The following is a 13,042-nucleotide window of genomic DNA, read 5'->3' on the forward strand; positions in this document are numbered from 1 at the left end:
GCGCCGCGTGATGTCGGGTGACGCTGCGCTAACCCGACCCAAGGCGCGCGCCAAAGGGATTCGTCGGCGTCAACGGCTGGCGCCGAAATACTCCGCCAGCGGCTGGTTCAAGCCCTCCTCCACCGCCGTCTCGACCTGGCGCGCCAGCACGGCGGCGTCGTGCGCGGCCTGCTGGTCGCCCTCTTCGCTGGTCAGCCCCGGGTAGCCGGCGTTGACGGCCATGCCGCCGAAGACGAACAGCCGGTACACGTCGGCCAGCGAGAGCCGGTTCAAATTGGCCAGCAAGACCCAGTGGTCGGCGCCGTCGCTGATGTGCTTGCCCCACTGCACCCGCACCGAGGCCTCGACGTTGACGCGGCCAACCCAGCCCTGCCCCAGCATCCGTTCAAGCAGCGTTTCCATCTCGTCGAAACCGAGCCGGGTGCCGGCGCGGATGGCGCCGGCGCTGACCAGCGCCGTGTCGCCGCTGTGGCAAGCCGCGTGCAGCACCTTCAGGATCGCCATCGCGTCGACGAACTCGCCGCCCGGCGCCGCCTCGTGCCACCAGCGCTCGTATTTCACCACCGGCAGCGCCGCCACCAGCAGCGCGCCGACCAGCGTGATCATCCAGCTCAGGTAGATCCACACCAGGAACAGCGGCAGCGCCGCCAGCGCGCCGTAGATGCGCGAATAGGTCGGGAACTGCTGGATGAAGGCGCCGAAGCCGCGCTTGGCCACTTCGAACGCCAGCGCCGCCACCAGCCCGCCCCAGGCGGCGTCGCGCCAGTCGACGTCGCGGTTCGGCACGGCGAGGTACAGCAGCGTGAACGCGCCCATGGTCAGCAGCACCGACACCAGCGTGTAGAACAGCGCGCCGAGGAAGGGCACGGCGCCGACCAGGCCGCTGGTGGCCATGAACACCTGCGACGTCACCGTCAGCGAGATGCCCACCAGCAGCGGGCCGAGCGTGACGATGGCCCAGTACACCAGCAGGCGCTTGCTCCAGCGGCGCTCGCGCTTGACGCGCCAGATGCGGTTGAAGACGCGCTCGATCAAGCCCATCATGCCGATCGACGTCAGGATCAGGGCCACCGCGCCGAACGCCGACAGGCGCGTCGCCTTGGCCGAGAACGTCGTCAGGTAGCCCAGGATGGTGTTGGAAATCGCCTTCGGCATCACGCTCTGGACGAAGTACTGCTCCAGCGCGGCGCGGAAGGTGTTAAACAGCGGGAAGGTGGTAAAGATCGCCAGCGCCAGGGTCAGCAGCGGCACCAGCGCGAACACGGTGGCGAAGGTCAGGCTGCCGGCCACTTGCGGCAGGCTTTCCTCGCGCAGGCGGCGGCGCGCGAACAGGCCCAGGTCGCGCACTTCGGACCAGGACAGGCCTTGCACGACGGCGACGCCGCCGCGGCAGGTGTGGAACAGGGAATGGAAAAACGGCTGTATATATTTTAAAAACATGTGACCTATAGGTGAAAGCGGCGGTTTCGCGCCGATGCGAGCCCGCAAAGCGCCCTATAATACCAACCATGAACCGACCTAATCTGATTATTCTTGTATTGTTTTACTCGCGCCATGGCGCGACGCGCAAATTAGCCGAACTGATCGCCCAGGGCGTCGAGAGCGTGCCCGGTTGCGACGCCCGCCTGCGCACCGTGCCGGCCGTCTCCAGCGTGGCCGAGGCCACCGCGCCGGCGCTGGCCGCCGAGGGCGCGCCCTACGTCGAGGCGGCCGACCTGGCCGACTGCGCCGGCCTGGCGCTGGGTTCGCCCACCCGCTTCGGCAACATGGCCGCGGCGATGAAGTATTTCTGGGACGGCACCGCCAGCGAGTGGCTCGGCGGCACCCTGGCCGGCAAGCCGGCCTGCGTCTTCACCTCGACCGGCAGCCTGCACGGCGGCCAGGAATCGACGCTGCTGTCGATGATGATCCCGCTGTTCCACCACGGCCTGGTGGTGCTCGGCCTGCCCTACACCAACGCGGAGCTGATGACCACGTCCAGCGGCGGCACGCCCTACGGCGCCAGCCACTGGTCCGGCGTCGACGGCGACAAGGCCATCACCGACGACGAGAAACGCCTGGCCGTCGCGCTCGGCCGGCGCCTGGCCGACACGGCCTGCAAATTGCGGGGGGCATGATGGAAACGCCAATGCACAAGTACTTCCACTGGGGCGCGATCGGCAGCCTGATGACGCTGATCGTCTGGTGCCTGCTGTGGGAAATGCTGGTCGCGCCGCTGCACCCGGGCGGCTCGTGGCTGGCGCTGAAGGCGCTGCCGCTGCTGATTCCGCTGGCCGGCGTGCTGCGACGCGACGTCTACACGCTGCAATGGTCGTCGATGGTGATCCTGCTGTACTTCACCGAGGGCGTGGTGCGCGGCTACAGCGACAAAGCGGCGCTGTCGCAGTTCATGGCCTGGGGCGAGGCGTTCATCGTCTGCGTCTATTTCGTCTGCGCGGTGCTGTACCTGCGGCCGTATAAGAAGGCCGCCAAGCGCATCGCCAAGGAATTGCTGGACAAGGTCAATCCCGCCAAATGAGCCAAGCCGACCCGGCCTTCCTGGCCCATTGCCGCGAGCTGCTGGGCCAGGCCCACGTGCTGACCGGGGCCGCCGCCATGGCGCCCTTCCTGGCCGACTGGCGCGGCCGCTTCACCGGCAGCGCGCAGGCGGTATTGCGCCCGGCCACGGTGGAGCAGGTGGCGGCGCTGGTGCGCGCCTGCGCGCGCTGGCGCGTGGCGCTGGTGCCGCAAGGCGGCAACACCGGCCTGGTGCTGGGCAGCGTGCCCGACGCCAGCGGCGCCGCCGTGGTGCTGTCGCTGGCGCGGCTGAACCGCATCCGCGCGGTCGATCCGGTCAACCGCACCATCACGGTCGACGCCGGCTGCATTTTGCAGCACGTGCAGGAGGCCGCCGCGCTAGCCGGCTGCCTGTTCCCGCTGTCGCTGGCGGCCGAGGGCAGTTGCACCATCGGCGGCAACCTGTCGACCAACGCCGGCGGCACCGCCGTTCTACGCTACGGCAACACGCGCGAGCTGTGCCTGGGCCTGGAGGTGGTAACGCCGCAGGGCGAGCTGTGGAGCGGCTTGCGCGGCCTGCGCAAGGACAACACCGGCTACGACCTGCGCGACTTGTACATCGGCGCCGAGGGCACGCTGGGCGTCATCACCGGCGCCGTGCTGAAGCTGTATCCGCAGCCGAAGGCCCGCGTCACCGCGCTGGCGGCGCTGGCCTCGCCGGCGCACGCGCTGCGCCTGCTGGGTGTGATGCAAGACCATTGCGGCGCCAGCCTGACCGGCTTCGAGCTGATGTCGCGCTTCTGCCTGGACCTGGTCGCCGCGCACTTCCCGCAACTGCCGCGGCCCTTCGCCGGCGCCCACGCGCAGTACGTCCTGCTGGAACTGTCGAGCAGCGAATCGGAGGCGCACGCGGTCGCCCTGCTGGAAACGAGCGTCGCCGCCGCGCTCGACGCCGACGTCGTCGAGGACGCCGTGGTGGCGACGTCGGTGGCGCAATCGCAGGGACTGTGGCAGTTGCGCGAGCATATTCCGCTGGCCCAGGCGGCGGCCGGCAAAAACATCAAGCACGACGTCTCGCTGCCCATTTCCGCCATCGCCGACTTCATCGCCGGCACCGCGGCAAGCCTGGAGCGGGCCTTCCCCGGCGCGCAACTGGTGTGCTTCGGCCACCTCGGCGACGGCAACCTGCACTACAACGTGGCGCCGCCGGCCGGCGCCGGCGAGCGGCAATTCCTGGCCCACCAGGACGCCATCAACCGCATCGTCCACGACAGCGTCGACAGCTACGGCGGCTCGATCTCGGCCGAACACGGCATCGGCGCGCTCAAACGCGACGAGCTGGCGCGCTACAAGTCGCCGCTGGAATTGCAGCTGATGCGCGCAGTCAAAGCCGCGCTCGACCCGCTCGGCATCATGAATCCCGGGAAGGTACTGTGAAGACCCTGCTGGGCGCCGCGCTGCTGGCCGCCGCCGCGTGGAGCGCCGCGGCCGCCGCGCAAACGCTGTACAAATGCAGCGCCGACGGTCACACCAGCTACCAGCAAACGCCCTGCGCGAGCGGCCAGTCGGTGGAGCTGAGCGTGCCGCCGGCGCCGGCGCAGTCGGCCGCCGACGCCGCCAACCTGGCGCGCCAGCGGCGCGGCGCCGACGAGATGGAGCGCGACCGGCTGCGCCGCGAAGCCGGCGACGAGCGCGCGCGGGCCCGCGCCGCCCAAGCCGGCGCGGCGCACCGCAAAAAGTGCACCGGACTGCAGCTGGAGCGCAAGTGGGCCGCCGAAGACGTCCGCGCCGCGTCCCACCAGAACGCCGACAAGGCCAGGCTGAAGGCGCGCCGCGCCGACGAGAAACTGGCAGTCGAGTGCCCGCTTTGACGCGCGGGCCGGCGCTGAGCCGTTTGTACGGCTGGCTGCTGCTGGGCGAGTGGCGCGCGCATCCGGTGCGCGCCGTCGTCGCCGTCACCGCCATCGCCATCGGTATCGCGCTGGGTTTTGCGATCCACCTGATCAACGCCGCCGCCTTCAATGAATTCTCGTCGGCGGTGCGCAACCTGTCCGGCCAAGCCGACGTGCAGGTGGCCGGGCGCGAACCCTGGTTCGACGAGGCCATCTACCCGCGCCTGGCGCAACGCGCCGGCGTGGCGCTGGCCTCGCCGGTGCTGGAGTTCGACGCCAGCATGCCGCGGCAACGCGCTTCGCTGAAAATCATCGGCCTCGACGCCATGCGCGCCGGCTTTATTTCGCCCGACCTGATCGGCGCGCCGGCGGCGGACAAGGTATTCGACACGCTGGCCGACGACGCGCTGTTCCTGTCGCCGGCGGCGCTGGCCTGGCTCAAGCTCGACGCCGGCGCCACGCTGGCGCTGCAGGAAGGCACCCGCGCGGTCGCGCTGCGCGTGGCCGGTTCGCTGCAACGGGCGCGGGTCGGCCAGCGCATCGGCGTCATGGACCTGGGCGCGGCGCAGTGGCGCTTCAACAAGCTCGGCCAGTTGTCGCGGGTCGACCTGAAGCTGCTCGAAGGCGTCAACCGCGACGCCTTCCAGGCCGCGCTGGCGGAGCAACTGGAACGCGACTTCCCGGGCCGCTTCCTGGTCAGCCAGCCAAACGACGAGAACCAGAACAGCCGCACCGACAATATGAGCCGGGCCTACCGCGTCAACCTGACGGTGCTGGCGCTGGTGGCGCTGTTTACCGGCGCCTTCCTGGTGTTTTCGACCCAGGCGCTGTCGGTGATACGCCGGCGCAGCCAGTTCGCGCTGCTGCGCGTGCTCGGCATGGCGCGCGGCCAACTGCTGCGCCAGATCCTGCTCGAAGGCGCGGCGCTGGGCGTGGCCGGCTCGCTGCTGGGCATCGCCGGCGGCTACGCGCTGGCGGCGACCGCCCTGCACTTCTTTGGCGGCGACCTCGGCGCCGGCTACTTTTCCGGCGTGCGGCCGCAGGCGCAATTCGCGCCGCTGGCCGCGCTGGTGTACTTCGGCCTCGGCGTCGGCGTGGCGCTGCTGGGTTGCGCCGGACCGGCCTACGAGGCGGCCCGCGCCGCCCCGGCCGCCGCGCTCAAGTCCGGCGCCGAGGAAGGCGCGCTGGCGCCGCTGGCCAAGATCTGGCCGGCGCTGGCCTGCCTGCTGGCGGCGGCGCTGGCCACGCGCGCGCCGCCAGTGTTCGAATTGCCGCTGTTCGGCTACCTGTCCATCGCGCTGCTGCTGGTGGGCGCCATCAGCCTGATGCCGCAACTGGCGTCGGCCGTGTTCCGCCTGGCCAACCGGGCCTGGCTGGCCGGGCGCCACGCCAACGCGGCGCTGCCGACGCTGACGCTGGCGCGCCTGGCGAACGCCTCCGGCCAGGCCGGCATCGCGCTGGGCGGCGTGCTGTCGAGCTTTAGCCTGATGGTGGCGATGGCGATCATGGTGTCGAGCTTCCGCGCCTCGGTCGACGACTGGCTGGTGCAAATCCTGCCGGCCGACCTGTACGCGCGCACCGCCTCGAACGGCAGCACGGCGCTGCTGAAGCCGCCGGAGCAGGCCGCCATCGCCGCCCTGCCCGGCGTGGCCAACATCGCGTTCCAGCGCGCGCGCCCGGTGACGCTGGCGCCGGAGCGCCCCGGCGTGGCGCTGCTGGCGCGCGACATCGACGCCGCCGATCCGGGCAAGAGCCTGGCCCTGGTCGGCGCCTCGCTGCCGGTGCCGGCGGGGGCGCGCCCGGCCTGGGTCTCGGAGGCGGCCGCCGACCTGTACGGCCACGCCCCCGGCGACAGCGTCGCGCTGCCGCTGAACGGCCGGCTGCACACCTTCTTCATCGCCGGCGTGTGGCGCGACTACGCGCGCCAGTTCGGCGCGATCCAGATCCAACTGGCCGACTACCGCGCGCTCACCGGCGACCGCGACGCCAACGACGCCGCCATCTGGCTGGCGCCGGGCACCAGCGCCGCCCAGCTGCAAGGGCGCATCAAGCAACTGCCGTTCGGCGCGCTGCTGGAATTCGCCGCGCCGTCCGACTTGAGGGAATTGAGCATGCAAATATTCGACCGCAGTTTCGCCGTCACCTACGTGCTGGAGGCGATCGCCATCCTGATCGGCCTGTTCGGCGTGGCCGCGACGTTCTCGGCGCAGACGCTGGCGCGCGCCAAGGAATTCGGCATGCTGCGCCACATCGGCGTGACGCGCCGGCAGATCCTGGCGATCCTGGCGCTGGAGGGCGGCGGCCTGACCGCGCTCGGCATCCTCACCGGCTTCGCGCTGGGCCTGGTCATCAGCCTGGTCCTGGTCTTCATCGTCAACCCGCAGTCCTTCCACTGGACCATGCAGTTGCACCTGCCGTGGCGGCTGCTGGCCGCCGTCGCCGCCGCGCTGCTGGCCGCCGCCACGCTGACGGCGTTGCTGGCCGGCCGCTACGCGCTGTCGGGCGGGCCGATCCGCGCCGTGCGGGAGGACTGGTGATGCGCGCGCTGCTGGCCTTGTTGCTGTTGCTCGCCCAGCTGGCGCTGGCGGCGGCGCCGGCGTTCGCGCCGGTGACGCCGCTGGCGCCCGGCCAGTCGCTGCGCCTGCCGGCCGACTTCGGCGCCCACCCCGACTACAAGACCGAATGGTGGTACGCCACCGGCTGGCTGACGACGGCGGCCGGCAAGCAGCTCGGCTACCAGGTGACGTTTTTCCGCAGCGCGACCGAACACGACCGCGCCAACCCCAGCGCCTTCGCGCCCCAGCAGCTGATCATTGGCCACGTCGCGCTGTCCGATCCGTCCGTCGGCAAGCTCTTGCACGACCAGAAAAGCGCGCGCGAAGGCTTCGGCCTGGCCTACGCCAAGGTCGGCGACACCGACGTCAAGCTGGACGGCTGGCGCATGACGCGGGCGGCCGACGGCAGTTACCAGATCACGGTGGCGGCGCGCGAATTCAACCTGCAACTGCGGCTGGCGCCCAGCCAGCCAGTGCTGGCGCAGGGCCAGCGCGGCTACTCGCGCAAGGGGCCGCACGCGGCCCAGGCCAGCTATTACTACAGCGAGCCGCAGCTGCGCACCAGCGGCAGCGTCACGCGCGCCGGCGCCGCGCCGCAGACCGTCAGCGGCGTTACCTGGCTCGACCACGAATGGTCCAGCCAGGCGCTCGACCCGGACGCCAGCGGTTGGGACTGGGTCGGCGCCAACCTCGACGGCGGCGGCGCCCTGATGGCGTTCCAGATACGCGGCCGCACAGGTGCTAAACTGTGGGCCCACGCGACTTTGCGCGACGCATCCGGTAAGATGACGCAGTTCGCGCCGGAGCAGGTCAGTTTCGCCCCGCGAAGGCTATGGCGTTCGCCGCGCACGAACGCCCAGTACCCGGTCGCCACCCAGCTCACCACCGGCGGCACGACCTGGCAGATCACACCCTTGCAGGATGATCAGGAACTCGATTCGCGGCGCTCGACCGGCGCCGTGTACTGGGAAGGCGCGGTGACGATCAGCCGCGACGGCGCGCCGGCCGGACGCGCCTATTTGGAAATGACCGGTTACGACCGGCCGATGAAACTATGAACACGCTTACTAATAACACTGCCAACACAATGACCAATAGCACCGCCAGCACCACATTGACGCCGTCCGCGGCCGCCCCCGGCGACACCAGGGAACTGAAAAAAGGCAGCCTGGCCGCGTTCAAGGGCCTGCTGCCCTTCCTGCGCCCGTACCGCAAGCAGTTCGCCCTGGCCGGCGTTGCGCTGGTGGTGGCGGCCGCCTCGACGCTGGCGATCCCGGCGGCGTTCAAGCAGATGATCGACCTGGGCTTCGGCGGCCCGTCCGGCGGCAAGAGCATCGAACACGTCGACCTGGTGTTCCTGGCGCTGTTCGGCGTCGCCTCGGTGCTGGCGCTGGCGACGGCGGCGCGCTTCTACACGGTGTCCTGGCTTGGCGAGCGCGTCACCGCCGACATCCGCAGCGCCGTCTACAGCCACGTCGTCACGCAAAGCCCGGAGTTTTTCGAGACCACGCAAACCGGCGAGGTGCTGTCGCGCATCACCACCGACACCACCCTGATCCAGGCCGTCGTCGGCACCAGCATCTCGATGGCGCTGCGTAACGTGCTGCTGTTCATCGGCGGCCTGGCGATGCTGTTCGTCACCAGCCCGAAACTGTCGTCCATCATCATCGGCCTGCTGGTGCTGGTGGTGGTGCCGATCGTGGTGTTCGGGCGGCGCGTGCGCAAACTCTCGCGCGACTCGCAGGACCGCATCGCCGACGCCTCGGCGATGGCCGGCGAAATCCTCAACGCGATGCCGACGGTGCAGGCGTTCACGCACGAAAAAATCGAATCGGCGCGCTTCGGCGCCTCGGTCGAGGGCGCTTTCCAGACCGCGATGCGGCGCATCCGCGCGCGCGCGCTGCTGACCGTCATCGCCATCCTGCTGGTGTTCGGCACCATCGTGTTCGTGCTGTGGCTGGGTGCGCACGCGGTTATCGAAGGCAGCATGACGGGCGGCGACCTCGGCCAGTTCATCCTGTACGCCTCGATCGTCGCCGGCGCCATCGGCGCGCTGTCGGAAGTGATGGGCGAGGCGCAGCGCGCCGCCGGCGCCACCGAGCGCCTGCTGGAGCTGATCAGCGTGAAGTCGGAAATCCAGTCGCCGGCGCAGCCGCTGGCGCTGCCGCCGCGGGCCGCCAACGGCGCCGCGCTGAGCCTGTCGGACATCTCCTTCTCCTACCCGTCGCGCCCGGACACGGCCGCGCTGGCGCACCTGAACCTGGACATCAAGGCCGGTGAAACGATCGCCGTGGTGGGCCCGTCGGGCGCCGGCAAGACCACGCTGTTCCAGCTGTTCCTGCGCTTCTACGATCCGCAGCACGGCAGCATCAAGCTCGACGGCGTCGACATCACACAGCTGGAATTGCACACGCTGCGCGACGCCATCGGCATCGTGCCGCAGGATACCGTGATCTTCTCGGCCGACGCGATGGAAAACATTCGCTACGGCCGCGCCGGCGCCAGCGACGAGGAAGTGGTCCACGCCGCCAAGCTGGCCGCCGCCCACGAATTTATCGAGAAACTGCCGCAGGGTTACAAGTCCTTCCTCGGCGAGCGCGGCGTGCGCCTGTCGGGCGGCCAGCGGCAACGCATCGCGATTGCCCGCGCCTTGCTGAAGAACCCGCCGCTGCTGCTGCTCGACGAAGCGACCAGCGCGCTGGACGCCGAATCGGAGCGCCTGGTGCAAACGGCGCTGGAGGCGGCGATGGTCGGCCGCACCACCGTCATCATCGCGCACCGTCTGGCGACGGTGCAGCGCGCCGACCGCATCATCGTCATGGAAGACGGCCGGATCGTCGAAACCGGCACCCACTCGTCGCTGGTGGCGCTGGGCGGCATCTACGCCAACCTGGCGGCGCTGCAGTTCCACAGCGTGTACGTGACGCACGCGGCGCCGCTCAGCGCATAAAACACCAGCGGGCCGGCAAGGCCGCAAATCAAGCAGCGGCAAGTAGCCGGGGTCACAGCTTCTCGCCATGGCGCCGAGGGTCTGACCCCGGGGGTGCGCGCTCAGCTCAGCGCCACGGCGCCTTCGAGCTTGAAGCGGCTGACCACTTGCGCCAATCCCGCCGCCTGCTCCTGCAGCGACTCGGCGCCGACCGCGGCCTGCTCCACCAGCGCCGCGTTCTGCCGCGTTACCTTGTCCATCTCCGCCAGCGCCGCGTTGATCTCCTCGATGCCGCTCTCCTGCGCGCGGCTGGCCGAGCTGATCTCGCCCATGATGCCGGTTACCCGCTGCACGCTGGCGACGATCTGGTCCATCGTCGCGCCGGCCTGGCCCACCAGTTTGCTGCCGGCATCCACCTGCGCGACCGAGTCGTCGATCAAGGCCTTGACTTCGCGCGCGGCGCCGGCCGAGCGCTGCGCCAGATTGCGCACTTCGCTGGCCACCACAGCGAAGCCGCGGCCCTGCTCGCCCGCGCGCGCCGCCTCGACGGCGGCGTTCAGCGCCAGGATGTTGGTTTGGAAGGCGATGCCGTCGATGACGCCGATAATGTCGACGATCTTGCGCGACGAGGCATTGATCGCGCCCATCGTCCCCACCACCTGCGCCACCACGGCGCCGCCCTGTACCGCCACCGCCGACGCCGACGCGGCCATCTGGTTGGCCTGGCGCGCGTGGTCGGCGTTTTGTTTAACGGTGCCGGTCAGTTGCGCCATCGAGCGCACGGTGTCGCGCAGCGCGCCGGCCTGCCGCTCGGTGCGGGCGGACAGGTCGGCGTTGCCGCTGGCGATGCGGCGCGTGGCCTCGGCGATGGTGTCGGTGCCGCCGCGCACCTGGCCGACGATTTCCTGCAGGCTGCCGCTCATCGTGTTCAAGGCCTGCAGCAACTGGCCGGTCTCGTCGCGGCTGCCGCTCGCCGCGGCGCAGCGAAGGTCGCCGCCGGCCACCTGGCGCGCCACGCCCAGCGCCTGGCGCAGCGGCCGCGTGATGCTGCCGCTGGCGTGCAAGGCCAGCGCCGCACCGCCCAGCGCCGCCGCCGCCGACAGCAACAACACAATGCGCCGGGTCTGGTCCGCCTGTGCCGCCGACGCCTTGCCGGACGACTCCATCAGACCGGTCTGGTAGCTGATCAACTGCTCGAGCGCGGCGAAATAGGCGCGCTGGCGCGGCAGCAACTCCTTGAACAACATCACTTTCGCCTCGTATTTGCGCTCGCCGCCGACCAACGCGATGACCCCTTGCTTGGCGCCGTCGAATTGCGCGCGCGCGGTCTTGAGCTGGCCGATGCGCTCGCGTCCGGCCGCCGACGCCGGCATCCGCTCCAGCTTGGCGATCAAGGCGGCGCTGCGGCGCCCGCTGGCGTCGATATTGGCGAAGGCCTGCTTGATCAGGTCCGCTTCCACCGTCACAAAGATGTTGCGCATATCCATCATGGTTTCGTTGACCTCGTCCTTGATGGCGTGCAGCAGCACGGTTTTCGGATAGCTGTCCTCGTTCATCAGACGGATCTCGTCGCCCAGCGCGCTGACCCGGCTGTAGGCCACGCCGGCCAGGATCAGCAGCAGCGCAAGGATCGCGCCGAAGCTCAAAGCAAGGCGCCGGCCGATTTTCAGGTTATTGAAGTTCATTTTTTTCGCCATCTCCATTCTATTTTTTTGCCATCCACATGCCATTTCCCGGGCGCGCGCGCACCCGGCCGCGCGGTGGCCCATGTTAGAACCGATGCCGATATCTATCCAATTAAATATTGACGGGTAGCAATATCAATTTCGATATCTCATGTCCTGCCGCTTGCGCGCCGCGACACCATGAGTTACAACAACAAAAATATTGACATAAATGTTATCGCATGAAAAACTTCGGGCGCTTCAAGCGGTTGAGCCGGCCACCACAACGGGAGATGTATGGATTCGATAGTCATCAAGCAAGAACAGCGCAAAAACTGGAATGGTTTGGCGAATGCCTGGGGCGAATGGGGCGACGTGTTCGAACTCGGCGCAGCGCCGGTGAGCAAGGCGCTGTTCGACATGGCCGGTTTGAAGCCGGGCGACCAGGTTCTCGATATCGCCTGTGGCATCGGCGAACCCGCGCTGAGCGCCGGGAAAATCGTCGGCGCCAAGGGCAAAGTGGTCGGTATCGACATTGCCGAGGATATGATCGCGCAGGCAAAAATGCGCGGATCGGCAAGCGCCAATGTGCAATGCCTGGCTATCGACGCCGCCGCCTATGATATCGGCGTTTCCTGCGACGCGATATTGAGCCGGTTCGGCTTCATGTTCATGCCGGATTATCAGGAAGTGTTCAAGACCAGTTACGCCGCCCTCAAGAGCGGCGGCGTGCTCGCCTTTTCCGTGTGGGACACGCCGGACCAAGCCCTTACGATCAGCATGGCGGTCGGTTTCTTTTTCCGCGAATTAAATCTGCCGCCGCCAAAGGATTTGCCCAATCCGTTTTGCATGGCCAATACCGACCTGGTCGGCATCCAACTTGCCGCGCTGGGATTCAAGGCACCTCGTTATACACAAGTCCGGACCAACGCCCAGCCGGTTTGAAAACACGTTTACATTCAATAAACTAACGCGCCCCTTGTAAACTTGCCATTATTCAGGTTTACTCTCGTCTTTTGCGTGGACGAATTGGCGACAGCATCAGCACCTTGGACCGAGACGGAATTTGAACAACTCGACTTGGGCGATGCGCGCCTGAACAAACGAGCGAGGATCTTGATGGAACGATTTGCGGCTGACCCGACGGCGAGCGTGCCGAAGGCCTGCCAAGGCTGGGGCGAGACGATAGCGGCCTACCGCTTCTTCGACAACGACAGCGTGGACTGGCAGGCGATTATGGCGCCGCATTGGCAGCAGACACAGCAACGCATGGCCGCGCTGCCGGTGGTGCTGTGCTTGCAGGACACGACCGAACTCGATTTCAATGGCCAAGGCGCGTTCGGCCTCGGTCCCTTGAGCTATGAAGCCCAGCGCGGCATGTACCTGCACCCGACGTATGCGGTCACGCCCTCGCGCGAGCCGCTGGGCATCGTCGACGCGTGGATGTGGGCGCGTGAAAAGAAGGACAAGACCGGTGCGCGCGGCGGGCCGAAGGAAAGCCTGCGC

The 13,042-nt window shown here is 68.6% G+C and carries 11 protein-coding genes; 9 read left to right on the forward strand and 2 right to left on the reverse strand.

Annotated features, from left to right (window positions below):
• Positions 1-69: 69 nt before the first annotated feature.
• Positions 70-1,440 (reverse strand): YihY family inner membrane protein, encoded by a 1,371-nt coding sequence (locus tag ACFDR9_RS01285; RefSeq protein WP_409029802.1) that lies wholly within the window; start codon positions 1,438-1,440, stop codon positions 70-72.
• Between the two features lie 68 nt (positions 1,441-1,508).
• Here ACFDR9_RS01285 and wrbA point away from each other — a divergent pair, with 68 nt between their 5' ends.
• Genes wrbA through ACFDR9_RS01320 form a run of 7 tightly spaced genes read left to right on the forward strand, consistent with a single transcriptional unit; the run spans position 1,509 to position 9,893 of the window.
• Positions 1,509-2,117 carry an NAD(P)H:quinone oxidoreductase gene (gene wrbA, locus ACFDR9_RS01290; RefSeq protein WP_026132668.1) on the forward strand — a complete coding sequence of 203 codons (609 nt, stop codon included), beginning with the start codon at positions 1,509-1,511 and terminating at the stop codon, positions 2,115-2,117.
• A complete protein-coding gene (locus ACFDR9_RS01295) occupies positions 2,117-2,518 on the forward strand; it encodes a DUF2069 domain-containing protein (protein ID WP_409029815.1) in 402 nt (133 codons plus the stop codon). Before wrbA ends, ACFDR9_RS01295 begins: the two co-directional genes overlap by 1 nt.
• Positions 2,515-3,933, forward strand: coding sequence for an FAD-binding oxidoreductase (locus tag ACFDR9_RS01300; RefSeq protein WP_409029803.1), 1,419 nt, complete (start codon positions 2,515-2,517; stop codon positions 3,931-3,933). Before ACFDR9_RS01295 ends, ACFDR9_RS01300 begins: the two co-directional genes overlap by 4 nt.
• Positions 3,930-4,367: a DUF4124 domain-containing protein gene (locus ACFDR9_RS01305; protein WP_409029804.1), complete on the forward strand. Its 438-nt coding sequence runs from the start codon at positions 3,930-3,932 to the stop codon at positions 4,365-4,367. Before ACFDR9_RS01300 ends, ACFDR9_RS01305 begins: the two co-directional genes overlap by 4 nt.
• Positions 4,364-6,925 (forward strand): FtsX-like permease family protein, encoded by a 2,562-nt coding sequence (locus ACFDR9_RS01310; protein WP_409029816.1) that lies wholly within the window; start codon positions 4,364-4,366, stop codon positions 6,923-6,925. The genes ACFDR9_RS01305 and ACFDR9_RS01310 overlap by 4 nt, the downstream gene beginning before the upstream one ends.
• The gene (locus tag ACFDR9_RS01315; protein ID WP_409029805.1) at positions 6,925-8,001 is read left to right on the forward strand and encodes a lipocalin-like domain-containing protein; all 1,077 of its coding nucleotides are present in this window, start codon (positions 6,925-6,927) and stop codon (positions 7,999-8,001) included. The genes ACFDR9_RS01310 and ACFDR9_RS01315 overlap by 1 nt, the downstream gene beginning before the upstream one ends.
• Before the next feature lie 29 nt (positions 8,002-8,030).
• Positions 8,031-9,893 (forward strand): ABC transporter transmembrane domain-containing protein, encoded by a 1,863-nt coding sequence (locus tag ACFDR9_RS01320; RefSeq protein WP_409029806.1) that lies wholly within the window; start codon positions 8,031-8,033, stop codon positions 9,891-9,893.
• Positions 9,894-9,994: 101 nt separating this feature from the next.
• On the opposite strand, the gene ACFDR9_RS01325 is transcribed toward ACFDR9_RS01320, so the two are convergent.
• Positions 9,995-11,557: a methyl-accepting chemotaxis protein gene (locus tag ACFDR9_RS01325; RefSeq protein WP_409029807.1), complete on the reverse strand. Its 1,563-nt coding sequence runs from the start codon at positions 11,555-11,557 to the stop codon at positions 9,995-9,997.
• A 276-nt stretch (positions 11,558-11,833) separates the two neighbouring features.
• Between ACFDR9_RS01325 and ACFDR9_RS01330 the strand changes: the two genes are divergently transcribed.
• Together ACFDR9_RS01330 and ACFDR9_RS01335 are read left to right on the forward strand one after the other, a co-directional pair.
• Positions 11,834-12,481: a class I SAM-dependent methyltransferase gene (locus ACFDR9_RS01330; RefSeq protein ID WP_409029808.1), complete on the forward strand. Its 648-nt coding sequence runs from the start codon at positions 11,834-11,836 to the stop codon at positions 12,479-12,481.
• An 84-nt stretch (positions 12,482-12,565) separates the two neighbouring features.
• Positions 12,566-13,042 (forward strand): transposase DNA-binding-containing protein (locus tag ACFDR9_RS01335; RefSeq protein ID WP_409029817.1); only part of this gene is annotated, 477 nt, incomplete at its 3' end.

The organism is Janthinobacterium sp. CG_23.3 (assembly GCF_046115965.1).
Taxonomy (GTDB): Bacteria; Pseudomonadota; Gammaproteobacteria; order Burkholderiales; family Burkholderiaceae_D; genus Janthinobacterium.

Bases quoted from the DNA above. Each gene is read 5' to 3' on its own strand.
- ACFDR9_RS01285 (WP_409029802.1), bottom strand. From the start codon at position 1,440: ATGTTTTTAAAATATATACAGCCGTTTTTCCATTCCCTGTTCCACACC.
- wrbA (WP_026132668.1), top strand. From the start codon at position 1,509: ATGAACCGACCTAATCTGATTATTCTTGTATTGTTTTACTCGCGCCAT.
- ACFDR9_RS01295 (WP_409029815.1), top strand. From the start codon at position 2,117: ATGGAAACGCCAATGCACAAGTACTTCCACTGGGGCGCGATCGGCAGC.
- ACFDR9_RS01300 (WP_409029803.1), top strand. From the start codon at position 2,515: ATGAGCCAAGCCGACCCGGCCTTCCTGGCCCATTGCCGCGAGCTGCTG.
- ACFDR9_RS01315 (WP_409029805.1), top strand. From the start codon at position 6,925: ATGCGCGCGCTGCTGGCCTTGTTGCTGTTGCTCGCCCAGCTGGCGCTG.
- ACFDR9_RS01320 (WP_409029806.1), top strand. From the start codon at position 8,031: ATGACCAATAGCACCGCCAGCACCACATTGACGCCGTCCGCGGCCGCC.
- ACFDR9_RS01325 (WP_409029807.1), bottom strand. From the start codon at position 11,557: ATGAACTTCAATAACCTGAAAATCGGCCGGCGCCTTGCTTTGAGCTTC.
- ACFDR9_RS01330 (WP_409029808.1), top strand. From the start codon at position 11,834: ATGGATTCGATAGTCATCAAGCAAGAACAGCGCAAAAACTGGAATGGT.